At 63.4% G+C, this 24,758-nt stretch carries 20 protein-coding genes; 15 read left to right on the top strand and 5 right to left on the bottom strand.

The genetic code is table 11. The features are described from left to right. The 5 genes from ABI213_RS05585 to ABI213_RS05565 all read left to right on the top strand — a co-directional run. On the top strand, positions 1-355 hold a 355-nt coding region (locus tag ABI213_RS05585; RefSeq protein WP_348026361.1), incomplete at its 5' end, for a triphosphoribosyl-dephospho-CoA synthase. Next, on the top strand, positions 352-1,257 hold the full coding sequence (locus ABI213_RS05580; RefSeq protein ID WP_348008774.1) for an acyltransferase domain-containing protein: 906 nt from the start codon (positions 352-354) through the stop codon (positions 1,255-1,257). The genes ABI213_RS05585 and ABI213_RS05580, both read left to right, overlap by 4 nt. Before the next feature lie 86 nt (positions 1,258-1,343). After that, entirely contained in the window at positions 1,344-2,447 is a 1,104-nt protein-coding gene (gene hemE, locus ABI213_RS05575; RefSeq protein ID WP_348026359.1) for a uroporphyrinogen decarboxylase, read from the top strand. Positions 2,448-2,768: 321 nt separating this feature from the next. Then, complete coding sequence (gene priA / locus ABI213_RS05570; protein ID WP_348007904.1) at positions 2,769-4,880, top strand: primosomal protein N'; 2,112 nt, start codon at positions 2,769-2,771, stop codon at positions 4,878-4,880. 153 nt (positions 4,881-5,033) lie between these two features. Further along, positions 5,034-5,498, top strand: a complete 465-nt coding sequence (locus ABI213_RS05565) for a hypothetical protein (RefSeq protein WP_348007903.1) — start codon at positions 5,034-5,036, stop codon at positions 5,496-5,498. A gap of 104 nt (positions 5,499-5,602) precedes the next feature. Here ABI213_RS05565 and ABI213_RS05560 read toward each other — a convergent pair whose 3' ends face one another. Next, entirely contained in the window at positions 5,603-6,238 is a 636-nt protein-coding gene (locus ABI213_RS05560; protein ID WP_348007902.1) for a hemolysin III family protein, read from the bottom strand. A gap of 252 nt (positions 6,239-6,490) precedes the next feature. On the opposite strand from ABI213_RS05560, the gene ABI213_RS05555 reads away from it, so the two are divergent. After that, positions 6,491-6,793, top strand: coding sequence for a hypothetical protein (locus ABI213_RS05555; RefSeq protein ID WP_348007901.1), 303 nt, complete (start codon positions 6,491-6,493; stop codon positions 6,791-6,793). 221 nt (positions 6,794-7,014) lie between these two features. Continuing rightward, positions 7,015-7,680, top strand: coding sequence for a hypothetical protein (locus ABI213_RS05550; RefSeq protein ID WP_348007900.1), 666 nt, complete (start codon positions 7,015-7,017; stop codon positions 7,678-7,680). Between the two features lie 137 nt (positions 7,681-7,817). On the opposite strand, the gene ABI213_RS05545 is transcribed toward ABI213_RS05550, so the two are convergent. Then, entirely contained in the window at positions 7,818-8,450 is a 633-nt protein-coding gene (locus ABI213_RS05545) for a tRNA-uridine aminocarboxypropyltransferase (protein WP_348026357.1), read from the bottom strand. Positions 8,451-8,566: 116 nt separating this feature from the next. Between ABI213_RS05545 and ABI213_RS05540 the strand changes: the two genes are divergently transcribed. Both ABI213_RS05540 and ABI213_RS05535 read left to right on the top strand, forming a co-directional pair. Further along, entirely contained in the window at positions 8,567-11,260 is a 2,694-nt protein-coding gene (locus ABI213_RS05540; protein ID WP_348006053.1) for a zinc-dependent metalloprotease, read from the top strand. 211 nt (positions 11,261-11,471) lie between these two features. After that, positions 11,472-13,007 carry a methyl-accepting chemotaxis protein gene (locus ABI213_RS05535; RefSeq protein ID WP_348006052.1) on the top strand — a complete coding sequence of 512 codons (1,536 nt, stop codon included), beginning with the start codon at positions 11,472-11,474 and terminating at the stop codon, positions 13,005-13,007. Between the two features lie 61 nt (positions 13,008-13,068). Here ABI213_RS05535 and ABI213_RS05530 read toward each other — a convergent pair whose 3' ends face one another. From ABI213_RS05530 to ffh, 3 genes are all read right to left on the bottom strand, one after another. Next, positions 13,069-14,649: a methyl-accepting chemotaxis protein gene (locus ABI213_RS05530; RefSeq protein ID WP_348006051.1), complete on the bottom strand. Its 1,581-nt coding sequence runs from the start codon at positions 14,647-14,649 to the stop codon at positions 13,069-13,071. A gap of 222 nt (positions 14,650-14,871) precedes the next feature. Next, complete coding sequence (locus ABI213_RS05525) at positions 14,872-16,419, bottom strand: methyl-accepting chemotaxis protein (RefSeq protein WP_348006050.1); 1,548 nt, start codon at positions 16,417-16,419, stop codon at positions 14,872-14,874. A 305-nt stretch (positions 16,420-16,724) separates the two neighbouring features. Further along, the gene (ffh, locus tag ABI213_RS05520) at positions 16,725-18,083 is read right to left on the bottom strand and encodes a signal recognition particle protein (RefSeq protein WP_348026355.1); all 1,359 of its coding nucleotides are present in this window, start codon (positions 18,081-18,083) and stop codon (positions 16,725-16,727) included. 67 nt (positions 18,084-18,150) lie between these two features. Here ffh and ccsA point away from each other — a divergent pair, with 67 nt between their 5' ends. The 6 genes from ccsA to ABI213_RS05490 form a co-directional block, all read left to right on the top strand. Next, positions 18,151-18,951 (top strand): cytochrome c biogenesis protein CcsA, encoded by an 801-nt coding sequence (ccsA, locus tag ABI213_RS05515; protein ID WP_348004925.1) that lies wholly within the window; start codon positions 18,151-18,153, stop codon positions 18,949-18,951. After that, positions 18,948-19,175 (top strand): PP0621 family protein, encoded by a 228-nt coding sequence (locus ABI213_RS05510; RefSeq protein ID WP_348004926.1) that lies wholly within the window; start codon positions 18,948-18,950, stop codon positions 19,173-19,175. The genes ccsA and ABI213_RS05510 overlap by 4 nt, the downstream gene beginning before the upstream one ends. Continuing rightward, a complete protein-coding gene (locus tag ABI213_RS05505; protein WP_348004927.1) occupies positions 19,172-20,884 on the top strand; it encodes a HAMP domain-containing sensor histidine kinase in 1,713 nt (570 codons plus the stop codon). The genes ABI213_RS05510 and ABI213_RS05505 overlap by 4 nt, the downstream gene beginning before the upstream one ends. Before the next feature lie 23 nt (positions 20,885-20,907). Continuing rightward, positions 20,908-22,368 carry a sigma-54 dependent transcriptional regulator gene (locus ABI213_RS05500; protein ID WP_348004928.1) on the top strand — a complete coding sequence of 487 codons (1,461 nt, stop codon included), beginning with the start codon at positions 20,908-20,910 and terminating at the stop codon, positions 22,366-22,368. Beyond that, positions 22,349-22,969, top strand: a complete 621-nt coding sequence (ampD, locus tag ABI213_RS05495; RefSeq protein WP_348004929.1) for a 1,6-anhydro-N-acetylmuramyl-L-alanine amidase AmpD — start codon at positions 22,349-22,351, stop codon at positions 22,967-22,969. Before ABI213_RS05500 ends, ampD begins: the two co-directional genes overlap by 20 nt. Before the next feature lie 389 nt (positions 22,970-23,358). Continuing rightward, on the top strand, positions 23,359-24,758 hold a 1,400-nt coding region (locus ABI213_RS05490), incomplete at its 3' end, for an ATP cone domain-containing protein (RefSeq protein ID WP_348026353.1).

Here is a 24,758-nt window from a genome sequence, read left to right as displayed (position 1 = left end):
GCAAGAGGCGGCGTTGGCGTTCCCGGTGCTGTTTGAGACGGCCGTACCCACCCTGGTCGCAGGGCTGGCGCGGGGACTCTCACCCGTGCAGGCACGCCTGGACACGCTATTCCATACCATGGCCGTGTTGGACGACAGCAACCTGGCGCACCGGGGCGGACTGGAGGGTTTGCGCCATGCCCAACAGTCGGCCCGTGGCTACCTGGCCGCAGGCGGGGCGACCAGTCCTGGGGGAATGGATGCAGCACACGCCATGGGTTGCGACTTTCAAGTCCGCAACCTGTCGCCCGGAGGCTCTGCCGACACCCTGGCCGCCGCCTGCTGGGTGGTCCAGCTCTGTTCGCCTGCGCCATGAGCTTCGCACTGGTCTTCAGCGGCCAAGGCATGCAGCACCCGGCCATGCTGCCCTGGCTGGCTCCCGACGATGCGCTGGTGCGGCTAACCTGTGCACAACTGGAGGTGGCCGATTGGCGCACATCCCTCGAAGACTCTGGGTGGGCCGCCTGCAACCGTCACGCGCAATGCCTGCTGACGGGGCTGGGGCTGGCAGCCTGGCAGCAACTGGCCACAGATTTGCCGTCGCCTGCCGCTATTGCCGGTTACAGCGTGGGAGAGTTGGCCGCCTTCAGCGCCGCCGGGGTGTTTGATGCTGCCACGGCACTGGCCCTGGCCCGCGACCGCGCCGAGGCGATGGACCGCTGTGCCACCCACACGCCGGGTGGCTTGCTGGCCGTCAGCGGTCTGGCCATGTCCTTACTGGAACCGCTGTGCCACGCAACAGGCGTGGCCGTGGCTATCCGCAACGGCGTAGACAGCGCGGTCATTGGCGGCCCCCATGCCGCACTGGCCAGGGCCGAAAGCCAGGCCTTGCAACACCACGCACACTGCACCCGCCTCAAGGTCCATGTTGCCTCGCACACACCCTGGATGCAGACCGCGGCAGATGGCTTCGCCCAGACCCTGGCACCGCTGCCGCTCCAGCGGCCACGCAGCCCCCTGTTCAGCAATGCGGCCGACCGCATTCTGGATGCCGCGCAAGCCAAAGCGGCCCTGGCCGCGCAAATCGCCCAGACCGTGCGCTGGGACGAATGCATGGACAACCTGGCCGCCCGCGGGGTGCGCTGTGTTCTGGAGGTTGGCCCGGGGCAGGCATTGGCGCGCATCTGGAACCAGCGTTACCCCGATATCCCGGCCCGTGCCTGCGACGACTTTCGCAGCGCCGCGGCCGTGGTGGCGTGGGTCCGCAGCCACGCCTGAACAGGCAGAAACCATGGAACCATGGCCGTCTGCTCTGGGCGAAAGCACCGTGCGGTAAGCTCCAGAGTTTGCTCTGCCGCTCTGCCATGTCCTTCGCCCCGCTCCAAAACGACAGCTTTCTGCGCGCCTGTCTGCGCCAGTCCACCGACCACACCCCCGTGTGGCTGATGCGCCAGGCCGGCCGCTACCTGCCGGAATACCTGGCCACGCGGGCCAAGGCGGGCAGCTTCATGGGCCTGGCCACCAACACCGACTACGCCACCGAGGTCACGCTGCAACCGCTGGAGCACTTCCCGCTGGATGCCGCCATCTTGTTCAGCGACATCCTCACCGTGCCCGACGCCATGGGCCTAGGCCTGAGCTTTGCGCAGGGCGAAGGCCCACGTTTTGCCCATCCGGTGCGCGACGAGGCTGCCGTGGCCGCGCTGCAGGTGCCCGACATGGACAAGCTGCGCTACGTGACCAATGCCGTCACCTCCATCCGCCGCGCACTGAATGGCCGGGTGCCGCTGATCGGCTTCTCGGGCAGCCCCTGGACGCTAGCCTGCTACATGGTCGAAGGCAAGGGCTCGGACGACTACCGCCTGGTCAAAAGCATGCTGTACAGCCGCCCCGACCTGATGCACCGCATGCTGCAGGTCAATGCCGATGCCGTGGCGGCCTACCTCAACGCCCAGATCGAAGCCGGCGCGCAAGCGGTGATGATTTTTGACAGCTGGGGCGGCGTGCTGGCCGACGGCGCATTCCAACAGTTCAGCCTGGCCTACACCCAGCAGGTGCTGAAAAAACTCAAAACCGAGCACAACGGCCAACGCATCCCGCGCCTGGTGTTTACCAAGGGCGGCGGCCTGTGGCTGGACGAGATGGGCGGGTTGGACTGCGAAGTGCTGGGCCTGGACTGGACCGTCAACCTGGCCAAGGCCCGCGCCCTGGTGGGCGGCACGGTTGACGGACCAGGCAAGGCCCTGCAAGGCAATATCGACCCCAACGTGCTGTTTGCCCCGCCCGCGCAGATTGCCGCCGAGGTGGAGCGCGTGGTGCACAGCTTTGGCGTGCCCCACCAAGGTGCAGGCACCGGCCCCACGCACATCTTCAACCTGGGCCACGGCATCAACCAGCACACGCCGCCTGAGCACGTGGCCGCGCTGATCGAGGCCGTGCACCTGGCTTCGCGCCAGATTCGCAACTGAAACGACCCGAATCGCCGCAAAAATAGTTTTGCCATGCACCACTTATGCACAAAATCTGTGGTGCAGTGCGGCATGGCAACACCAAGGCGACACCACCCGCTATGAAACCCATAGCGCATGTAAGTCTTTGATTTATATAGTCATCTGAAAATGCTTTTTTTAGAGGCAATCCGTCGAAAGCCTTGATTTACCGGGCTTCGCAGCCCGCCCCGCAGAGATATCAACAAAGTTATCCACAGATTCTTGGGATACCTTTTAAATCAGTTGCAAATCAAGCACTTAGGCGCTTTCCCTCTAGTTCACGTGAAATAACGCACACAAATGCCGCACCGGCTCTCCGTCGTCGTCCAGACCCCCGCCCACAGCGCTATCGCCGGGCCACTGACCTATGGCCACACCGCCGCCCTGCCGCCTGGCAGCCTGGTGCGGGTGCCGCTGGGCACGCGCGAGACGCTGGGCGTGGTGTGGGATGCACCGGTAGACAGCCCCCCGGAAGCATCCACTTTCGAGATCCGCCCCCTCAGCGCCGCACTCGACGGCCTACCACCGCTCAACGCCGCCTGGCGCGGACTGGTGCAGTTTGCGGCGCTGTACTACCAGCGTGCGGTGGGCGAAGTGGCCCTGGCCGCCCTGCCCCCGCAGCTGCGCGAACTGGGCGCGGCGCAGCTGACCCGGCGGCTCAAGCGGCCTAGCGGGGCAGTGGATGCGAATGCAGCAGACACTACCAATTCCGTAGCACTCAGCGCAGAGCAGATAAGCGCCATTGCCACATTTGAGTCTCAACCCGGCCCATTCCTGCTGTTCGGCTCCACCGGCAGCGGCAAGACCGAGGTCTACCTGCAATTGGTGCAAAGCCTGCTGGCCCGCGATGCCACGGCCCAGGCGCTGGTGATGGTGCCCGAGATCAACCTCACGCCGCAGCTCGAAGCCCGCTTTCGCGAACGCTTCGAGCCCCGCTTTGGCGCGGCGGCCGTGGTGTCCATGCACAGCGGCATGACCGCCCCGCAGCGCCTCAAAAGCTGGCTGGCCGCGCACGGTGGCACGGCGCGCATCGTGCTGGGCACGCGCATGGCGGTGTTCGCGTCCATGCCCCGGCTCAAACTCATCGTGGTCGATGAAGAGCACGACCCCAGCTACAAGCAGCAAGAAGGCGCACGCTACTCGGCCCGCGACCTGGCCGTCTACCGCAGCCAGCTGGAAACCCGGCTGAACCCTGGCACAGAACCCTGCCGCGTGCTGCTCGGCTCGGCCACCCCGTCGCTGGAGAGCTGGCACCACAGCCGCCCTGCTTCTGAGGGCGGCCGCTACGTGCGCCTGGCCATGCCCAGCCGCATCGGCGCGGGTGCGCTGCCCAAAGTGCGGCTGGTCGATATGGGCTTGCAGCAAAAGAAAACCGTGTTCTCGCCCCAGTTGCTGGCCGCCATCCAGCAGCGCATCGCACGCGGCGAGCAAAGCATGGTGTTTTTGAACCGGCGCGGCTACGCCCCGGTGCTGGCCTGCGGCAGCTGCGAATGGAAGAGCGAATGCCCGCACTGCAGCGCCTACCGCGTGTTCCACAAAATCGACCGCAGCCTGCGCTGCCACCACTGCGGCTTTGCCGAGCCCGTGCCCCGCGCCTGCCCCAGCTGCGGCAACCCCGACATCGCCCCCGTGGGCCGCGGCACCGAGCGCCTCGAAGAACATCTGGCCGAGCTACTCGCCACCGTGCGCCGCCCCGACGGTGGCCCGGTAGTGGTGGCCCGCATCGATGCCGACAGCACCAAGGCCAAGGGCGCGCTAGAGGCCCAACTGGCCGAGGTCCACACCGGCGCGGTCGATGTGCTAGTGGGTACGCAGATGATCGCCAAGGGCCACGACTTTCGCCGCATCACCCTGGTGGCTGCCATCCAGCCGGACGGCGCACTGTTCTCCAGCGACTTCCGCGCGCCCGAGCGCCTGTTTGCCCTGCTGATGCAGGCCGGAGGCCGCGCAGGCCGCGACGCCGCCCAGAGCGCCGCCAGCGAAATGTGGGTGCAGACCGAACACCCCCAGCACCCGCTGTTTGCCGCACTGCGTCAGCACGACTACCCCGCCTTCGCCGCCAGCCAGCTCGACGAGCGCCGCATCGCCGGCATGCCGCCCTTCAGCTTCCAGGCCCTGGTGCGCGCCGAAGCCCGCACCCAAGAAGCCGCCCAGGCCTTTTTGACACTTGCCAGCGCCGCCGCCTGCGACGTGCCCGACGTAGACCGCGTCACCCTCTACCCCGCCGTCCCCATGGGCGTGCAGCGCGTAGCCAACATCGAACGCGCCCAGATGCTGGTAGAGAGCCCCTCCCGCCAAGCCCTGCAGCGCTTTCTGCTGGCCTGGCAAGCGGTACTGCGCGCCACCCGCAGCCAGCCGGAGGCCAAGGGGTTGATACGCTGGGCGATGGATGTGGATCCGTTGGGGATTTGACCTGCCTTACCCCCTCTCCCGCGCGCGGGAGAGGGTTGGGGTGAGGGTGTCCATGGCCAGCCGTCAATGTAGCTTCATTGGCGAGGTGCCAGAAGTTTCTGGCCTGTAAAGCTCATTGAAAAACCGCGGAGGCAGGCAGAAAATAAGAAGACTATGGTCACAGTATCCGGACTTACATCTAGCAATTGGATCGCCCCTTATGCTGCGAACGGCGGGTCTGCGGGCATCAACCAACTGGCGGATCTGGCGGTACAAGAGTCTGGCAATGCGTCCATCATTGCCTCGTTTGGTTCTGGCGGAGCCGCTACGCCGACGTATACCGCGGCTGGTTTGCTGAACTCCTACCTGCAAGCCGGTAAGGCTGTTGCTGGCGATACACCGCAATCTAATCTTTCGGATTTGCTGGGTTCCACGGAGTCCGGAACCCCGGTCAGTGGCAGCGAACTGGCCATTGCTTCGGGCGAGTACGTTGGCCTGGAGGGAGCCCCAACGGATGCCAACGCGGCAAATACGGGCAATTGGGCAACCGTCTTGAAAGGCAATCCCGCCCTGGCGTACCAAGTGGTTGCGGACAGCCAAAACCAGAACTTGATCAGCGCATTTTCTGCATTTGCGTAAGCCTGCAGGGCATCGCGCCCATTGCAATCCATACCCTTCCAGCAGACCTGTGGTTTCACGTTGGTTTCAAAATGGGGTAGCCGGGCGTTGCTCCCGGCCAAAGTTCAAGCCGCGTAGCGCAGCACGGCAAAGAAGTGGAAAGCCGTTCCGGCTGCCACAAAGGCATGCCATACCGCGTGAGCGTAGCGAACCTTGTGGTCCAACATGAAGAACACGACACCCAAGGTGTACGACAGGCCACCGGCCACCAGCAGGGCCACGCCGACCGAGGGCACCCGCTGCACCAGCGGCACGGCGGCGATCAGCACCAGCCAGCCCATGGCCAGGTACAGGCCGGTAGACAGCCAGGGGTGCGACAGGCGGTTGAAGGACTTGAGCAAGATGCCCATGGCCGCCATTGACCAGACCAGGCCAAACAGGGTCCAGCCCCAAGGTCCCCTGAGGGCGCCCAGCGCAAACGGCGTGTAGCTGCCCGCGATAAACAGGTAGATCGCGCCGTGGTCCAGCTTCATAAAAACGCGTTTGCCCCGGCCTGCGGGCAGGGCGTGGTACAGCGTGGAGGTCAGGTACAGCAGCACCATGGTGAAGGCAAACACGCAGGCACCCACCAGGCTGGCCACCGATAGTTCGCGGGCCGACAAAATCAAGAACGGCGTTCCGACCATAGCGGCCAGCAGGGCCACGCCGTGGCTTACGCTGTTGGCGAGTTCTTCACCTAGGGTTTGGGTGCGCTCAATCATGGGGAGATTTTCGCACCCCGACGTGACACGGAGGGGCAAAGGTCAGGTCTTGTTTCTTGCCCTTTGCGTCAAAACCCGCTCCCCGCACCACTTTAAAAATCATCCTAAAAAGTACCGCTAGCGCAGGTAGAACATGCAGTAGCAGCTATTAATTTGATACCATTCCAAATATGAATGATGGGTCGGCAGAAGCGAAGTGGCAGAGAAGGCGAGAATGTATAAATTCCGACCACACAAGGCAAGGAGCCGCCCATGGGATTCGCACTTCAAAAGATGACCCTTGCCGAATTTATGGCCTGGGAAGATGCGCAGACCGAGCGCCATGAGTTCTATCGCGGGGAAGTCTTTGCCATGGTGGGAGGCACGGCGCGGCACAACCGGGTCATCTTGTGGTGGTCAAGATGCCTGAGAGGAGCCTTTAAGGCGGTCATAGCACAAGGGGCAGGCTCTTATGGCACCCGCAGTCCGTCGGAGAGCAAGAGACTAATCAACCGGGTATTTCAACCGTGTAACTTCTCCATCCTTTGGAAAAATTACACGGATAACGGGCCATAGACAAGACACAAGACTGGACCCTTGCCGTCCTCCGCACTTTTCGATGGAGCGGGCAAGAAACCAGACCCGTCCCCGACTCTACTTGCCGGTCTCCGGCCTTTGCCATTCATTCCCATTAATGCCGCCTGACAATTACTTTAATTACGTCTCCCTTACTCCAACTTCTGCTCCATGAAACATTAAAATTTAGTCCACAAGTCAAATAATTCAACACATTCAAAATGAAATTTAATTTAATAAAATTAGCCACCACAATCTCCATCATCGGATTAATTTCTGGATGCGCGGGAGTTTCTCCAAATGATTTGAAAATTATTACAAACGGCGCGCATATTGAATTAAGCCAGGACACCAACTACGAGGCCTACTACAAAGTCACCGGTATAAAGTGGAAATACACCGTAAAAGCAGGGAAATATATTGCGACGCGACAAGACTCTCTGGGAATATTTTATGAAGGTCCGTTTGAATGCTTAAATTCAACCGTGGTTAACGCTGGCTGGGCCGGTAGTGACGCATGGGTTGGACTGCTACGCACCATTGATTGTGGAGTTTATGTTCCCTTTGACGCTCTTCAAACTCCTAAAGTATTTTTTATACTTGGTTCGAATTCATGGTCATTAGGTGACAAATCGCGACGTAGAGAAGCCATTCTTTCTATTACTACAGTTAGCCCACAAACCACCGATAGAACTGAGCCAATTTCTCAGAACACAGCTATTCAAACCGTGCCAACTGCTTCGCCGGCAGTAATCGGTCTCGGTTCAGGTTTAGGAGCAGGCATTGCCGGTGCGCTCGCTGACGCTGAGCAAGGAAATTACGTGGTGCACCGTGACCAACCAGATGCTGATGACTTCCGATCAGCGCTGCATTTTTCGATGCAGTGACAGGGCAAGGATCACAAAGTGCAAGGGTCAGGTCTGGTTTCCGGCCTTCCCTGCCAAAAATGCACCAACCGCAGCCCTAAAATCAGCCTAAAAATAAAGCTCCAACGCATATAAAACCTGCGCTAGCAGCTACTAAATCAATAGCGATCGGCCCGCAACCCCGCCCGCTCCGCCACAAACCCGTCAAAGGCCTCCAGCAGCGCCTGGAACCGCCCCCCACCATCCTTACCGCTCCCCTCTAGCTGCCCCAACGCCGCGCAGGTCGCCTCTAGCGTAGACAGCTGGTGGGGCTGGTGCGCCTTGCGGATGGCGTAGCGCGACGGGGGCACATCCCGCAGGGCCAAGCGCGGCAACGCCTGCAGCGCGGGGCTCTGGTACAGCATCTTGCGGCTTTTGCGCCAGGTGCCGTCCAGCACCACCAGGCGCAGGCGAGATGGGTCTCGCAGCCACTCGGGCGGTAGCGGGGGCGGGGCCCGCAGGTCGGGGGCGGTGTCTTGCGGGGTGTCGGGGTAAAGCAGCAGGGTGTGCTTGCCGTCCATCGGCCAGGGCGGCGCGGCAAACACCTCGCCCACGTGCAGCTGGCTGTTTGGCAGGCTGAGGTGCAGCAGGCGGGCGCTGCCTTTGGCCTGGTGTACTTCCAGCGGGTGCTGCAGCACCAGCACCTCCACCACGTGGGCGGTGGGGCGCACCCACAGGCAGATGCAGGTGCTTTGAGGTCGCAGGCAACGGCCACACAGTGGGCGCTGGGGACTAGGGGCAAGGAAAACCATGCGGCATTTTAGGAAGCGACTTCCTACGCATCAGGTACTATGGTTTTGATAGCCGCTGGCGCAGGCAGAATCTGCGCTAGCGGCCATTTTTGTTCTAAAAATCACACCACAGCGCCATGACATCGCTCCTTCTCCGCATCTCGCTGCCACTGGCCTTTTTGCTGGCCAGTTGCACTACCACCACGACCAAGGTAAACCAAGCGGTGAACGAAGCCCAGGCCGCCGCCAACGTGGCCACCACGGCGGCCATCGTGGCGCAGTCGGCGGCCAGCGCACCGCGTGCCCCCGGCGCGCCGCCGTCGCCCCTGCCGCTGTTTGCCAGCGTGCTGCAGGGCACGCAGCGCAGCATCGGGCTGTTCTCGGTGTACCAGCGGGACGAGCGTTTCTGGCTTGAGCTGGGGCCGGACGACTTCGGCAAACCCTTCTTCTTATCCCCCAAGATGGCCAGCGGGATTGGCGAGGGCGGGCTTTTGGGTGGGCGCATGCTGGCCCCGCGCCTGGTGGAATTTCGCCGCATCCATAACGTGGTGCAGTTGGTGGCGCGCAATACCGACTTCGTGGCCCCGCCCGGCACGCCCGAGGCCCGGGCCGTGGCCGCCGCCTACGCGCCCAGCCTGCTGGGCAGCACGCCGGTGGCCAGCCAACCGCACCCCAACCGGCACAGCGTGCTGGTGGACGCGGGCGCGCTGTTCATCAACGACATGGGCGGCGTGGCCCAGGCACTGGCCCACACCTACCGGCAAAACTACGGCGTGGACATGCGCAACTCGGCCATCCTGAAGGTGCGCGGCACGCCCGAGCTGCTGGTGCTGGAGGTGATGAACCACTACGCCACCGCCGGTATTGCCCCGCCCGCGCCCGGCATGTCCCTGCCCAGCACACCCCGCAACCTGGTGGACCCGCGCAGCATGTTCATCCAGATCAACTACTCGCTGGCCCGCCTGCCCGCGCAAACCATGGCCCCGCGCCTGGCCGACCCGCGCATTGGCCACTTTGTGGAGGCGGTGGACAACTTTGGTGACGACCTGGCCCCCACCGCCCGGCAGCGCTTCATCGCCCGCTGGCGGCTGGAGAAGCAAGACCCGCTGGCCGACCTGTCCGAGCCGGTGAAGCCCATCACCTACTGGATCGACCGCAGCGTGCCGCTCAAATACCGCGAGGCCATCCGCGCGGGCATCCTGGCGTGGAACCCGGCGTTTGAGCGCATCGGCTTCAAAGACGCGATCCGGGTGCAGCAGCAGCCCGACGATGCCGACTTCGACACGTTGGACTTTGGCCGCGCCTCGGTGCGCTGGTCGACCAACAACAGCACCGGCTTTGCCGCCATCGGCCCGCGCCACGTGGACCCGCGCAGCGGCGAGATTCTGGATGCCGACATCCGCATCGAAAGCCAAAGCGTGCGCGCTACCCGGGCCTCGGCCACCCGCCGCCTGGGCATTCCGATGGCCGAAACCACGGCCCACATGCAGGCGGAATCCGGCCAGGACTGCGACATCGGCGCAGAAGCGGGCGAGCAACTGGCCTACGCGCTGGACCTGCTCACCGCCCAGGGTGACATCGCCCCCGACAGCCCAGAAGCCGAGCAATTTGTGCGCGACTACATCACCAGCCTGACGGTGCACGAGGTGGGCCACACCCTGGGCCTGCGGCACAACTTCCGCGCCTCGCGGCTGTTCACCCAGGCGCAGCTGGCCGACCCGGCCTTCACCCGGGCGCAAGGCCTGGGCGGCTCGGTGATGGACTACCTGCCGGTGAATCTCCCGTTTCCCCTACCCTTGCCCGGCCAGCCGCGCCCGGCGGCCTTCCAGACCGCGCTGGGCCCCTACGACTACTGGGCCATAGCCTACGCCTACCGACCCCTGGCCCCCGCCATGGAAGCCGCCACGCTGGCACAGATTGCCGGGCGCAGCGCAGAACCCGCCCTGGCCTACGGCACGGACGACGACTTCGCCCTCGGGGCCGACCCCGAAACCCTGCAGCGCGACCTGGGCGACGACCCCGTGGCCTACGCCCGCCAGCGCTTCGCCATTGCCCACAGCGTGTTCCAGCGGCTGGAAACCCTGCAGCCCGCGCCCGACCAGGACTGGGGCCGCGTGCGCCGCCTGCTGCGCGAGTCGCTGAATGACACCGGCACGGCCACCGGCATCCTGTTGCGCCAGCTGGGCGGCGTGCGCATGCTGCGCGACTATGCCAACACCGGACGCGACCCGGTCCAACCCGCGCCCGCCGCCGAGCAGCGCGCCGCGCTCGACCTGCTGCTGCACGAGGTGCTGGATGCCCACAGTTTTGCCATCTCGCCCGGCCTACAGCGCCACCTGGTGCCCGACTACCTAGCCCGTACCGAGAACCCCACCAGCGCCGGCGACCTGCCGCTGGCCCGCGAGATATTTGGCCTGCGCCTGCTGGTGCTCAACAGCCTGATGGGCGACGCGCTGGCGGGCAAACTACTGGACAACGACAGCCGCCTGGCCCCCGGTGCCGACGCACTGCGCCTGCCCGAGCTGGTGCGCCGCGTTGAAGCCGAGGTCTGGGCCGACCTGACCTCCTCCGGCACCGCACCACCCACCGCAGAGCAGCGCGAGCTGCAGCAGGCCTACACCGAGCGCCTGGCCGCCCTGGTGCTGCGCCCCGCCGGGGCCACGCGCGCCGAAGCCCGCAGCATGGTGCGCGGCCAGGCCACAGCCTTGCTGGCGCGCATCCACACCGCTCTGCAGCGGCGCGGCAATAGCCCGGAAACCCGCCAGCACCTGGCCGACAACGCACTGACCCTGCGCAACGCCCTGGATGCCAAACTGGTGCGCGCGGGCTGAATTACAGATAAAAACAGGCTCCAGCGCATATTGCACCTGCGCTAAAAGCTCCTTATTTAATAGCAAAAATCGGACTGCTGTGCGCCGATCCATTGCGGCCCGTGGGCGTAAATACGGCAGCCAAAACCGTCCGAAAATGCTACGCTTTGTAACTTTTAGGTAACCCGTCTTTTTGAAAGTCCACGCCATGATCTTCAACGGTTTACGCAGCATGAGCATTTCCAAACGGCTGGCGATGCTGAACTTCAGCGCGCTGGTCGGCCTGGTGGTGCTGACAGCAGTGTTCCTGATCTCCGAGCGCCGCCTCATCATGGAAGAGCGCCAAAACAGCGTGCGCCAGGCGGTCGAAGTCGCGCACAGCCTGGTGGCCAACTACCAGGCCCTGGTGGCGCAAGGCAAGGCCACCGATGCGGAGGCGCAGCAACTCTCCATCGCCGCGCTCAGGGTCATGCGCTACAGCGGCAAGGAGTACATCTGGATCAACGACATGCGACCCGTGATGGTGATGCACCCCATCAAGCCCGAGCTGGAGGGCAAGGACCTCACGGACAACAAAGACCCCACCGGCAAACACATCTTTGTCGAATTCGCCAATACCGTCAAAGCCAGCGGTGCCGGCTTTGTGTCCTACCTCTGGCCCAAGCCCGGCAGCGAGAATCCGGTCGAAAAAGTCTCTTACGTCAAAGGCTTTGCCCCTTGGGGCTGGGTGATTGGATCGGGCGTGTACGTAGACACCGTAGATGCCACCATCCAGGGGCGCATCCTCAGCTTTGGCCTTGGCACACTGGTGCTAGCCGCCTTGCTGCTGGGCCTGGGCCTGCTGATTGCGCGCGGCCTGCTGCGCCAGCTGGGCGGTGAGCCCGACTACGCTGCCAGCATCACCGGCCACATGGCGCGCGGCGATTTGTCGGTGCCCATTGCCTTGCGACCAGGCGACACCCACAGCCTGCTGCACGCCATCCACGGCATGCGCAACAGCATTGCCAACATCGTCGGCGAAGTGCGCAGCGGCACCGACAGCATCGCCTCCGCGTCCAGCCAGATCGCCGCGGGCAACAACGACCTGTCGGTACGTACCGAGCAGCAGGCCAGCGAGCTGGAAAAAACCGCCTCGTCGATGGAGCACCTGACCCACACGGTCAAGCAAAACGCCGACAACGCCCGCCACGCCAGCCAGCTGGCCGCTGCGGCATCGACCGTGGCCGTCAAGGGCGGCACGGTGGTGGCGCAGATTGTGGGCACCATGGGCACGGTCAACGCCAGCTCCAACAAGATCGTGGACATCATTGGCGTGATCGACGGCATCGCTTTTCAAACCAACATCCTCGCGCTGAACGCCGCCGTGGAAGCCGCCCGCGCGGGTGAGCAGGGCCGGGGATTTGCCGTGGTGGCAAGTGAAGTGCGCAGCCTGGCCCAGCGCAGCGCGGCGGCAGCCAAAGAGATCAAGACCCTGATCCATGAATCGGTGAGCAACGTAGAGCACAGCACCCGCCTGGTCAACGACGCGGGCACCACCATGACCGAGGTGGTGCAAAGCGTGAAGCGGGTGACGGACATCATCAACGAGATTGCCGTGGCCAGCCAGGACCAGTCGCAAGGTATCGACCAGATCAATGGTGCCATCACCGCCATGGACGGCGTGACCCAGCAAAACGCCGCCTTGGTGGAAGAGGCCGCGTCGGCCGCCGAATCCATGCGCAGCCAGGCCGAGCGGCTGTCGGAACAGGTCAGCGTTTTTAAACTATAGAAACTTCAAGCCAAATCAGCCTCCAGCGCAGGTGGCACCTGCGCTGGAGGCTACCAAAAGTCTAGCGGTACGCCAGCGCCGGCATGGTGGACGGTAGCGTGAACACCGCCACAGCGGCGACCAGGTCTTGTGCCTGGCTCTTCATGCTGCTGGCGGCAGCGGCCATTTCTTCGACCAGCGCGGCGTTTTGCTGGGTGACCAGATCGATCTGCGAGACGGCTTCGCCAATTTGCGATACGCCTGCGCTTTGCTCGTTGCTGGCAGCGCTGATTTCTCCCACGATACCGGTGACGCTGCGGATCGCACTGACCACCTCGGCCATGGTGGTGCCCGCTTTGTCCACCAGCATCGCGCCCTGCGCCACGCGATCCACGCTGGCGCTGATGAGCAGTTTGATCTCTTTGGCAGCATCGGCACTGCGCCCGGCCAGGGAGCGCACCTCGCTGGCGACCACCGCAAAACCCCGGCCCTGCTCCCCGGCGCGGGCGGCTTCCACCGCGGCATTCAGCGCCAGGATATTGGTCTGGCAGGCGATGCCGTCGATCACGCTGATGATGTCGGCAATCTTTTTGGAGCTGTCGTTGATGCCCTGCATGGTGGTCACCACCTCGGCCACCACGTCGCCGCCGCGCACGGCGACGGTACTGGCGTTCTGGGCGAGCTGGTTGGCCTGGATGGCACTGTCGGCGTTTTGCTTGACGGTGGCGCTGAGCTGCTCCATCGACGCGGCGGTTTCCTCCAGCGCACTGGCCTGCTGTTCGGTGCGGGCGCTCAGGTCGTGGTTGCCTTGGGAGATTTCGGCGCTGGCAGTGGCCACGCTGTCCGAACCCTGGCGGACCTGGGTCACCAGTTGCACCAGACTGGTCTGCATGCTCTGCAATTGCGCCATCAGGCTGGTGGTATCGCCCTGCCGAAGTTGGATGGACAGCCCCAGGTTGCCCGCAGCCACGCCCTGTGCCAAGGCCGTGGCCACACCCGGTTCAGCCCCGAGCTGGCGCACGATGGACCGCGTAATGAGCAGGCCAGAGAGCGCCGCTAGCAACACGCTGAAGGCACCAAACCCGATCAGCACGCCACGGGCCTGCCGGTAATCGGCCGAGGCGTCTTGGTAGGTTTGGTCGTTTTGGGCATCCTGGAGGGCGATGTTCTCGGCAATGGCGTCCTGCCACACGGTGGTGGCCGGACCGGCCTCTTTGAGCAGCAGCGCCGTGGCCTCGGCATTTTTCTGGGCCATGCCCAGCGCGATCACTTGGTTGTTGATAGGCCGGGCCACCGCAGCCCCCTGCTCGATCTTGGCGCGGTTGGCGCGTGCGGCCTCGCTGGGCGGAAACTTTTGCAGTGCCGCCCAGTTCTGGTTGTAATCCTCGCGGGCCGCGGTCACCTTCTGCAGCTCGCGCTCCTTGGCCGGTACATCTTCCAGCAGGGCGATGGTGCGGATCACCCGGGCCACGATGTGCACGTCGTTCGCCAGGGCGTTGTTGATATGGATCTTGGCGTTGTTGGTGTGGACCACCTGCTCCAGATTGCTTTCAATCTCCCCGAGTTTGCCGATGGCCAAGACGGTAGATACCAGAGAAAGCGCCACCAGCAGGCCAAAACCAAAGTTGAGGCGGGTGCTGACTTTGAAGTCAGAAAGTTGCATGGTCAAAATCCTTTGAAGGGTTTTAAAGTCCTCGTAGCCAAGGCCATGCACAGCGGGTCTCAGCCGAGTCGGTCGTTTAGAACGTAAATAATAGTAACCAATTTGTAAAGTTATTTATAGGAAACATCCCATTGAATGGCAATGGCGCTCCCAAAAAAAATAGCTGCCAACGCATACAAGATATGCACTGGCAGCCTAAAACCCGAAAAATAAAAGGGCGGGTCAGCCCTGCGGCAGAACAAACACGGCCACTGCGTCCACCAGCTCTTGCGCCTGGCTGCGCATGCTGCTGGCGGCGGCGGCCATCTGCTCGACCAAGGCGGCGTTTTGCTGGGTGGCTTGGTCCATTTGGGTCACGGCCTCGCCTACCTGGGATACGCCCAGGCTTTGCTCTCGGCTGGCGGCGCTTATCTCACCCATGATGTCGGTGGCATTGCGGATAGCCGCCACCACCTCGGCCATGGTGGTGCCAGCTTTGTCCACCAGCACCGTGCCCTGGGCCACGCGGTCTACGCTGGCGCTGATGAGCAGTTTGATTTCCTTGGCGGCATCGGCACTGCGCCCGGCCAGGGAGCGTACTTCGCTGGCCACCACTGCAAAACCCCGGCCTTGCTCGCCGGCGCGGGCGGCTTCCACCGCAGCGTTCAAAGCCAGGATATTGGTCTGGAAGGCAATGCCGTCGATCACGCCAATGATGTCGGAGATTTTTTTCGAGCTGGCATTGATGCCCTGCATGGTGGTCACCACCTGGGCCACGACGTCGCCACCCTGCACCGCCACTTCGCTGGCACGCCGGGCCAATTGGTTGGCCTGGACAGCACTGTCCGCGTTTTGCTTGACGGTGGAGCCCAGTTCTTCCATGGACGCGGCAGTTTGCTCTAGTGCGCTGGCCTGGTGCTCGGTGCGGGCACTCAGGTCGTGGTTGCCCTGGGCGATCTCGGCGCTGGCGGTAGACACGCTCTCCGACCCCTGGCGCACCGTCGCCACCACCTGCGACAGGCTGGCCTGCATGGCGGCCAGGGCCTGCATCACCACCGCCACTTCGTCTTTGCCCGACGTATCGATGGCCTGGTTCAGACGCCCCTGGGCCACGGCGTTGGCTACCTCGCCCGCCCGCAGCAAAGGCCGGGTAATGCCACGCATCAAGGTGTAGCCAAACAGGGCCGCAAACACGATACCGGCCAAGATGGCGGTAATAAACGTGGTGCGGATGGTGGTGTAGCGGGCAACGGCATCGTCATAGTCACGCTGTGTATCGGCCTTGGTTAGCTCCAGCAGGCCGCTGATATCGTCAAAGATGGGGTCGAATAAATCACCAAACTTGCGCACCACTAGCACCCGCGCGGTGGCCACATCCTGGTCGGCCAAGGCCTGGATTGCGGGGCGCAGGCCTTCTTGCATGATCTTTTGCTGCTTGCCATCAATGGCGTTGACCAGCGTGTCGCCGCCTGGGCCCATGGGGGTGGCTTTCAGCGCGGCCCAAACTTTGTTGACCTTGAGGATATTGGCCTCGGCTTCAGCCATCGCCTTGGTTATTTTCTCGGGCACCGGGGACAACAAGGCGTTGGAAATAAGCTGCCGGTTACGCATGGTCAAAAACTGAAACTCGGCCACCGAGCTTTGGGTTTGCATGCGGTTCTGGTACATCGACTCCATGGCCGCATTGGACTTGGCAATGCCCAGCAAGCCCACCGCCCCGATCGCCACCAGCAAAGCCGACAGCACCCCCACCAGCACCAATAACCGGGTCGATATCTTCAGGTTTTTCATGCGCTCAGTCTCTGTCGCTTAATGTAAGAAATTGTTCCCAACCCCCGAGTATCTACATATTCTTACAGTCGAACAAAGACAAATGAGCCTAACTAGGGTTTAACCTGATGCGCCAGCGGCTGCCCGTCATAGCTATTCAAAAGAGAGCTGCCAATGCAGATGGGATAAGCGCGCAAGACCTAAAAGGCAGCAAATATTCCCCAAGCGCCACCTCTTCGAAAACAGCGCGGAACTGGCTCCGTCGAGCCGCTGCTGTTGCCCCCTGCAAGGGGGGGGGCGCAGCACAGCTGCAGCCCGGGGGTGCTTCAGAATTTCGGCATGCCCTTCATGCCGCCCATGCGCTTGATCATCTTCATCATGCCGCCGCCCTTCATTTTCTTCATCATGTCCTGCATCTGGCTGAACTCGTTGAGCATGCGGTTCACTTCTTGCACCTGCACCCCGGCACCGGCGGCGATGCGGCGCTTACGGGTAGCTTTGATCAGATCGGGCTTGCGGCGCTCCAGCGGGGTCATGCTGTAGATGATGCCTTCCTTGCGGCGGATGTCGCGCTCGGCTTTGTCCATGTCCATGGAGCCGGCCTTGGCGGCCATCTGGGCGGGCAGTTTGTCCATTAGGCTGGACAGGCCGCCCATTTGCTTCATCTGCTGGATCTGGCTCAAAAAATCGTTCAGGTCAAAGCTTTCGCCGCTTTTGACCTTGGCAGCCAGCTTTTGCGCCGCCGCCATATCGACCCCGGCGGTGACCTGCTCGACCAGGGCCAGAATGTCGCCCATGCCCAGCACACGCCCGGCGTGGCGCTCGGCATCGAACACTTCCAGGCCGTCGATTTTTTCGCTGGTACCGGCAAACTTGATGGGCACGCCGGTCACATGGCGCACCGACAGGGCGGCACCGCCGCGCGAATCGCCGTCGGTCTTGGTGAGGATGATGCCGGTCAGCGGCAGCGCGTCGGAAAAGGCCTTGGCGGTGTTGATCGCGTCCTGGCCCTGCATGGCATCGACCACGAACAGGGTTTCCACCGGCTTCAAAAAGGCGTGCAGGTCCTTGATTTCGCGCATCAGCACTTCGTCAATGGCCAGACGACCGGCGGTATCAACCAGCAGCACATCAAAGTAGTGCTTGCGGGCGTAGTCGATAGCGGCGGCGGCGATGTCCAGCGGCTTCTGGTCGGGCGTGCTGGGGAACCATTCGGCCCCGGCTTGCCTGGTGACCATCTTGAGCTGCTCGATGGCGGCCGGGCGGTACACGTCGCCGGACACGGTGAGCACCTTCTTCTTGCGCTTTTCGATCAGGTGCTTGGCCAGCTTGGCGGTGGTGGTGGTTTTACCCGCGCCCTGCAGACCGGCCATCAGGATGACGGCAGGCGGCTGGGTGGCCAGATTGATGTCGCTGATGCCCTCGCCCATGGTGCGACTGAGTTCCCGGTTGACGATGCCCACCAGCGCCTGGCCCGGCGACAGGGACCCCATTACCTCTTGGCCCAAGGCTTTTTCTTTGACGCGGGCGATGAAGTCGCGTACCACCGGCAGGGCCACGTCGGCCTCCAGCAGGGCCATGCGCACTTCGCGCAGCATGTCGGCCACATTGGCCTCGGTGATGCGGGCCTGGCCCCGGATTTCTTTGACCAGGCGAGAGAGTTTATCGGTAAGAGCGGAGGCCATAAAGAAGTGTCCGGGGAGGGTTGGGCGGGGGAGAAAAGGGGAAAGAGTGAAACGCTAAACTTAGTGGATGATTTTAACGACCGCGCCTCTCGCCACCGTGCTGCTGTTTGCCGCCACGGCGCTGGCCTATGCTGTGCCGGCCGTAGGGGCCGCCCGCTTGAGCATGCGCGCCAGCCGGGGAGCGCTGTGGCTGGCCTGGCTGCTGCACGCACTGGTGCTGAGCCTGGGGCTGTTTGGCACACCGCCGCGCTTTGGCTTTGCGCCCGCGCTGTCGGTCACGGCCTGGCTGGTGTTGACGGTGTACGCAGTAGAAAGCCATTTGTTCCCCCAGCTCCAGGCCCGCTGGGCGCTGGCCGGGCTGGGCGCGGTGGCGGTGCTGCTGGCCTTGCTGTTTCCCGGCACGCCCTTGCACGAGATGGCTTCGCCCTGGCTGCCGCTGCACTGGGCGCTGGGTATTGCTTCGTACGGCCTGTTTGCCGCGGCGGTGGTGCATGCCTGGCTGATGACCCGGGCCGAACGGCAGATGCGCAAAGCGGCAGACTCGCCCAGCGGCATCCCGCTGCTGACGCTGGAACGGCTGACCTTTCGGCTGGTGAGTGCGGGCTTTGTGCTGCTGTCTGCCACGCTGTTGGTCGGCTGGCTGTTTGACGAGCAACTCTACGGCGTGCATGGTTGGAAGTGGAACCACAAAACCGTGTTTTCGGTGCTGTCCTGGCTGACCTTTGCGGTGCTGCTGCTGGGCCGTAGTCGGTTTGGCTGGCGTGGCCGCAAAGCCGTGCGGGTGCTGTATGCCGGGGCTGGGCTGCTGCTGCTGGCCTATGTGGGCTCGCGCTTTGTGCTGGAAGTGGTACTGGGGCGTGTCGCATGAAGCTGCTAGTCGTCTTGTTGGCGGTGCTGCTCGGCGTGTGGCTGTGGCGTTCCCGGCGGGTGCAGGACAAGCGCCCGACCACGGCGGCGCCCAAGGTGCTGCAAAACATGGTGCCCTGCCAGGTGTGTGGCGTGCTGTTGCCGCAAAACGAGGCATTGACGACCGCGCACGGCGTGTACTGTGGTCCCGCCCACCGCACACAGGCCGAGCAGGCACCACGGTGACACCCGCCAGCCCCGCAGCGCATCTGGCAGAGTCTGACCCGCTGGCCCTGGCGCGGGTCTGGTACGGGTTTATGACCGCGCGGGTAACGATTGCGCTGGCGATTCTGGTCTGGCACGGCGCGTTGCTGGCACTGGGCCAGACGGTGTCGCCCTGGATGTTGCTGTTTTGTAGCGGCTACCTGGCCAGCGCGCTGGCGCTGCGCCTGACTGGGCGGCCCAGCCACAGCCACAGCGGGCATCCTTCCAAGCGCTTCTGGATGGGTACGGTAGGAGTGGATGCACTGGTGTTCTCCACCCTGCAACTGATGCAATCAGGGGGCAGCATCAACTACAGTCCACTGCTGGGCTTGCCGGTGCTGCTGGCAGCCGTGCTAGGCCGACGGGCCATCGCCCTGGGCACGGCGGCGGGCATGACGCTGTTGCTGTTGCTGCTGGATATCTGGAAGCTGTATACCCACCGTGCGGGCGACGAAGCCGCGTTGTTCATGCAAAGCGGCATGACCGGCATGGGCTATTTTGTGGCGGCTTTTTTGGTCAACCAGCTGGCGGTACGGCTGGAGCGCGAAGAGCAACTTGCGCTGCACAGCCAACAGGACGCGCAACTGCAAACCCGGGTCAACGAGCTGGTGATTGAAACCCTGACCGACGGCGTGCTGGTCGTCGATGCCAGTGGCAGCGCCCGCGCCGCCAACCCGGCGGCCCGCCTGCTGTTGGGCACCGACAGCCGCACCGGCAAGGCCCCGCTGCAACTCGACAGCCAACCCGGTTGGCTGGCGCTGCTGGCCCTGGCGCAAAAGACCTTTGCCGAAGAAAGCACCCAGCAGGCCGATATCCGTATCCAGCACACCGGCCGCAGCCCGCGCCGGGTGCGGGTGCGCACCCGCATGACAGCCGCCGAAGAGGGCCAGGCCGACAGCCTGTGCGTGATGTTCCTGCACGACCTGCGGGAGATGGAGGCCCGGCTGCGTACCGAGAAAATGGCCGCCATGGGCCGTATGTCGGCGGCCGTGGCGCATGAAATCCGCAATCCGCTGGCGGCCATCACCCAGGCCAATGCCCTGCTGGAAGAAGACCTGACCGACCCGGCCCAGCAGCGGCTGACCACCATGGTGCGGCACAACGCCCAGCGGCTGGCCAAAATTGTCGACGAGGTGCTGGAGATTGCCCGGGTTCCGGTACGCTCCGGGCACGGCAGCGCCCCGCTGCAGATCAAGCTGGACGAGGCGGTAGACACCGTCTGCCGCGACTGGTCGCAACAAGACCCGACCCGGCGCAAGGTGCAGGTGTCGCTGGGCACACTGGGTTTACCGGTGGACTTTGACCCTGACCATCTGCGCCGCGTGCTGGTCAACCTGCTGGACAACGCCCTGCGCTACGAGAGCGGCCAGGTCGGGGCCATCCAGGTGGACACCCGGTTGCTGCCGGACCGGCAATCCAGCCTGCTGGTGTGGAGCGACGGCCCGCCGATGGAACAGGCGGTGGAGCAGCACCTGTTCGAACCTTTTTTCAGCTCGGAGAGCCGATCCAGCGGTTTGGGTCTGTATATTTGCCGGGAACTGTGCGAACGGCACCGTGCCAGCATCGCCTACCAGCGCGCCACCCGCGAGCGCGGCGGCTTGGCGGTGCAGGGCAATGCATTTATGGTGCAGTTTCGCCCGCCCAAGCCCAGTACGCTGGTGGCCCGCTCTTTTGACATCCAACCGGTCTGACCTCCTCACACGATCCTCACCCTATGGCACAGCCCCCTTCTTTGCCTGCGGCATCTGTCCTGGTGGTGGACGACGAGCCCGACCTGCGCACCCTGTACGAGCTGACCTTGCTGCGCGAGGGCTACCGCATCGACACCGCCGCCGACCTGCAGGAGGCCCGCGTGCTGCTGCAGGACAAACGCTTTGACGTGGTGATCACCGACATGCGCCTGCCCGACGGGCTGGGCATCGCCCTGCTGCACAGCCTGAAGGCCGAGCAGCGGCCCGAGCGCGTCATCGTCATGACCGCCTACGGTTCGGCCGAAAGTGCGGTCGAAGCCCTGAAAGCCGGGGCCTTTGACTATCTGACCAAGCCGGTCGATCTGAAGCAATTTCGGGCCGTGGTGGCATCGGCCATCCAGGACACCAGCCCATCCTCACGTCCCTCTGTTATTAGTAACGAAAAGTCCTCTCAGCGCTTATCCAGCGGTCAGGGGGCGCTACAAAAATTGGTAGGTGCATCCGAGGCCATGCAACTGGTGAAACAGCGCATCGTCAAAGTGGCGCGCAGCATGGCTCCAGTGCTGGTGCGTGGTGAATCGGGAACCGGCAAAGAGCTGGTGGCCCAGGCCCTGCATGCCAACAGCCACCGCGCCGCCGGACCACTGGTGGCCGTGAACTGCAGCGCCATCCCCGAGAACCTGCTGGAGGCCGAGTTTTTTGGAGCCAAAAAGGGCTCGTACACCGGCGCGGCGCAAGACCGGCCAGGTTATTTCCAAGCCGCCCGTGACGGCACCCTGTTTCTGGACGAAATTGGCGACCTGCCGCTGGCCATGCAATCCAAGCTACTAAGGGCCATCCAGGAGCGCAGCGTGCGCCCGCTGGGTTCCACCCAGGAAGACGCGGTGGACGTGCGCATCGTCAGCGCCACCCACAAGGACCTGGCCGCAGACGTCAAGGCCGGGCGCTTTCGGCAGGATTTGTACTACCGGCTGAATGTGATTGAAATCGCCGTGCCGCCGCTGCGCGAGCGCCGGGGCGACCTGCCCGCATTGTGCGAGGCACTGCTGGTCCGCATCGCGGCGGAATCCTGCATGCCGGTACCCCTGTTGTCGCCCGAGCTGCTGGCCCAACTGGCCAGCCACCCGCTGAGCGGCAATGTGCGCGAGCTGGAAAACCTGCTGCACCGTGCCGTGGCCATGGGCGACGGCGAGGCCCTACACGTCGACTTCAATACCGACTTTGATGCCACCGAGCCCACCCCGCTGCAGGCCTCGCCCGAGGAACCCAGTGCCAGCGCCACCAGGTCCACCACCATTCCCACGGATCTGCAGGCTTTTCTGGACCAGCAGGAACGGGAAATTTTGGTCAAGGTGCTGTTAGATACCGGCTTTAACCGGACAGCCACCGCCCAGCGCCTGGGCCTGAGCCTGCGGCAGATCCGCTACCGCATCGAACGCCTGAACATCGCCACCCCGCAAGACCATGAACCCCAAGACCCCTAAACTGCCTGAGCTGCGCCTTGCATCGCCAGCGCCGTTGTGGACCCACGGCTGGTACCGGTTTGCCCACCAGCACAAGTCGCCCAATTTCGGCCCCCGGCCCGAAGGCGCGCGTACCGATCTGGTGGTGGTCCATTCCATCAGCCTGCCGCCGGGCGAGTACGGCGGCAACCAGGTGCAAGCCCTGTTTGGCAACACCCTGGACTGGAGCGCCCACCCGTACTTTGAAAGCATCCGTGGCCTGCAGGTGTCGGCCCACTTCTATATCCGCCGCCAGGGCGAGCTGTGGCAATTTGTGAGTGCCGACGACCGGGCCTGGCACGCCGGTGCCTCGCACTACCGGGGCCGCAGCAACTGCAACGACGACTCCATCGGTATCGAACTTGAAGGCCTGGAGGGTGAGCCCTTTGAGCCGGAGCAATACGAAACATTGGTCAGCCTGCTGGCTGCGCTTCGGCCCACCTACCCCATCCGATATGTAGCGGGCCATGAGCACATCGCACCCGGCCGCAAGCACGATCCGGGGGCGGGATTTAACTGGCAGGCAGTGCAACGCGGCACCGGCTGGGAGGCCCGCAGCTTTCCATCGACCGTTCAAATATAAAAAATGTAACAATGCGGACCTTTTTCGCCTAGCGCAAGCTGCATAAAAGAAGGACGCAGACCCAAGCACTGCGCCGCTTTGCAGGGCAAATGCTCTGCAAAGCGGCTTGTTTATTGGGTGTACGCAGCACTCGCCTGATAGGGCCACGCTTGTCGGGCGATTGCCGCCGCAAGCTCGGCAAAAGCCCCAGGGCAGCGCCACCATCCTGGCCAAGATACACTACCGGTAGTGGCTTGAATTGATGTCGGACCCTATATATAGTGTCTTACTTGCATTGCAAAGTTCGCCAATTCCACGAACCGTCCGGGCTCTTTACCGCTTTTTTGCGGAAATCCCCTGTCCGTTTTAGCCCGCCCATTCCACACCTCCCGTCAGACTCCAAGGAAACCATGCAAACAGCATTGAGCACCCCCTCCGCCGTTCAGCCACTGCCATCCGCCCTGCGCCCTAGCGACCGCAGCGATACCAGCGCGCCCGAGATGCTGGCGCATTACCAGATCATCCGCCGCAATGGCGCGGTAGTGCCTTTCGAGCCGGGCAAGATTGCCATCGCCATGATGAAAGCATTTTTGGCAGTGCATGGCACACAGGGCGCGGCCTCGGCCAGTGTGCGCGAAGTGGTGGATACGCTGACGCAAGGAGTGGTGCGCGCTCTGGTGCGCTCGCGTCCCGGTGGCGGCACCTTCCATATCGAAGACGTGCAAGACAACGTGGAACTGAGCCTGATGCGTGGTGGTCACCATGAAATTGCCCGCGCCTACGTGCTGTACCGCGAGCGGCACACACAAGAGCGGGCCAAGCAGGTCGCCGAACAAACCCCTGCCACGCCTGTGCTGCACGTATTGGACGACGGCCAACGCGTGGCGCTGGATACCGCCCGCCTGCAACAACTGATTGAGCAGGCCTGCGCCGGTTTGGGCAGCGAAGTCTCCGCCGCCCCCATCGTTGCCGAGACCATGCGCAACCTGTATGACGGCGTGCCCATGGAAGAGGTCTACAAGGCCGCTATCCTGGCCGCCCGGACCCTGATCGAGACCGATCCCGACTACACCTACGCCACCGCCCGCTTGCTGCTGCACACCATCGCCAAAGAGGTGTTGGGCTCCGACCTGACGCAGGCCGAGTTGGCCGCGAAATATGTGGACTACTTTCCCCAGTACATCCAAAAAGGCGTGGATAACGAGCTACTAGATGCCGCCCTGTTGACCTACGACCTGCCCCAACTGGCCGCCGCCCTGAAGCCCCAGCGCGACCTACAGTTTGACTACCTGGGTCTGCAAACTCTGTACGACCGCTACTTCCTGCACGTGCGCAAGACCCGTATCGAGCTGCCCCAGGCCTTCTTCATGCGCGTGGCCATGGGTCTGGCGCTCAATGAGCCCAACCGCGAAGCCCGCGCCATCGAGTTCTACGAAGTGATGTCGTCGTTCGACTTCATGTCCAGCACGCCCACGCTGTTCAACAGCGGCACGCTGCGGCCCCAGTTGTCGTCCTGCTACCTGACCACCGTGCCCGACGATCTGGACGGCATTTACGAATCCATCAAGGAAAACGCCCTGCTGTCGAAGTTTGCTGGCGGCCTGGGTAACGACTGGACCCGTGTGCGCGCCCTGGGCAGCCACATCAAGGGCACCAACGGTGAATCCCAAGGCGTGGTGCCATTCCTGAAAGTGGTCAACGACACCGCCGTCGCGGTGAACCAGGGCGGCAAGCGCAAAGGCGCGGTCTGCACCTACCTAGAAACCTGGCATTTGGATATCGAAGAGTTCCTGGAGCTGCGCAAGAACAC

The sequence above is a fragment of the Rhodoferax sp. genome, assembly GCF_039922535.1.
Classification (GTDB): domain Bacteria; phylum Pseudomonadota; class Gammaproteobacteria; order Burkholderiales; family Burkholderiaceae_C; genus Rhodoferax_B.
The sequence above is the reverse complement of the archived record's forward strand: the minus strand, read 5'-3'. Positions and strand labels throughout refer to the sequence as shown.

Excerpts from the sequence above, each read along its gene's own strand:
- ABI213_RS05530 (WP_348006051.1), bottom strand. The coding sequence starts at position 14,649 with ATGCAACTTTCTGACTTCAAAGTCAGCACCCGCCTCAACTTTGGTTTT.
- priA (WP_348007904.1), top strand. The coding sequence starts at position 2,769 with ATGCCGCACCGGCTCTCCGTCGTCGTCCAGACCCCCGCCCACAGCGCT.
- hemE (WP_348026359.1), top strand. The coding sequence starts at position 1,344 with ATGTCCTTCGCCCCGCTCCAAAACGACAGCTTTCTGCGCGCCTGTCTG.
- ABI213_RS05580 (WP_348008774.1), top strand. The coding sequence starts at position 352 with ATGAGCTTCGCACTGGTCTTCAGCGGCCAAGGCATGCAGCACCCGGCC.
- ABI213_RS05550 (WP_348007900.1), top strand. The coding sequence starts at position 7,015 with ATGAAATTTAATTTAATAAAATTAGCCACCACAATCTCCATCATCGGA.
- ABI213_RS05510 (WP_348004926.1), top strand. The coding sequence starts at position 18,948 with ATGAAGCTGCTAGTCGTCTTGTTGGCGGTGCTGCTCGGCGTGTGGCTG.
- ffh (WP_348026355.1), bottom strand. The coding sequence starts at position 18,083 with ATGGCCTCCGCTCTTACCGATAAACTCTCTCGCCTGGTCAAAGAAATC.
- ABI213_RS05560 (WP_348007902.1), bottom strand. The coding sequence starts at position 6,238 with ATGATTGAGCGCACCCAAACCCTAGGTGAAGAACTCGCCAACAGCGTA.
- ABI213_RS05525 (WP_348006050.1), bottom strand. The coding sequence starts at position 16,419 with ATGAAAAACCTGAAGATATCGACCCGGTTATTGGTGCTGGTGGGGGTG.
- ABI213_RS05540 (WP_348006053.1), top strand. The coding sequence starts at position 8,567 with ATGACATCGCTCCTTCTCCGCATCTCGCTGCCACTGGCCTTTTTGCTG.
- ABI213_RS05500 (WP_348004928.1), top strand. The coding sequence starts at position 20,908 with ATGGCACAGCCCCCTTCTTTGCCTGCGGCATCTGTCCTGGTGGTGGAC.
- ABI213_RS05535 (WP_348006052.1), top strand. The coding sequence starts at position 11,472 with ATGAGCATTTCCAAACGGCTGGCGATGCTGAACTTCAGCGCGCTGGTC.
- ABI213_RS05545 (WP_348026357.1), bottom strand. The coding sequence starts at position 8,450 with ATGGTTTTCCTTGCCCCTAGTCCCCAGCGCCCACTGTGTGGCCGTTGC.
- ABI213_RS05565 (WP_348007903.1), top strand. The coding sequence starts at position 5,034 with ATGGTCACAGTATCCGGACTTACATCTAGCAATTGGATCGCCCCTTAT.
- ABI213_RS05555 (WP_348007901.1), top strand. The coding sequence starts at position 6,491 with ATGGGATTCGCACTTCAAAAGATGACCCTTGCCGAATTTATGGCCTGG.
- ampD (WP_348004929.1), top strand. The coding sequence starts at position 22,349 with ATGAACCCCAAGACCCCTAAACTGCCTGAGCTGCGCCTTGCATCGCCA.
- ccsA (WP_348004925.1), top strand. The coding sequence starts at position 18,151 with ATGATTTTAACGACCGCGCCTCTCGCCACCGTGCTGCTGTTTGCCGCC.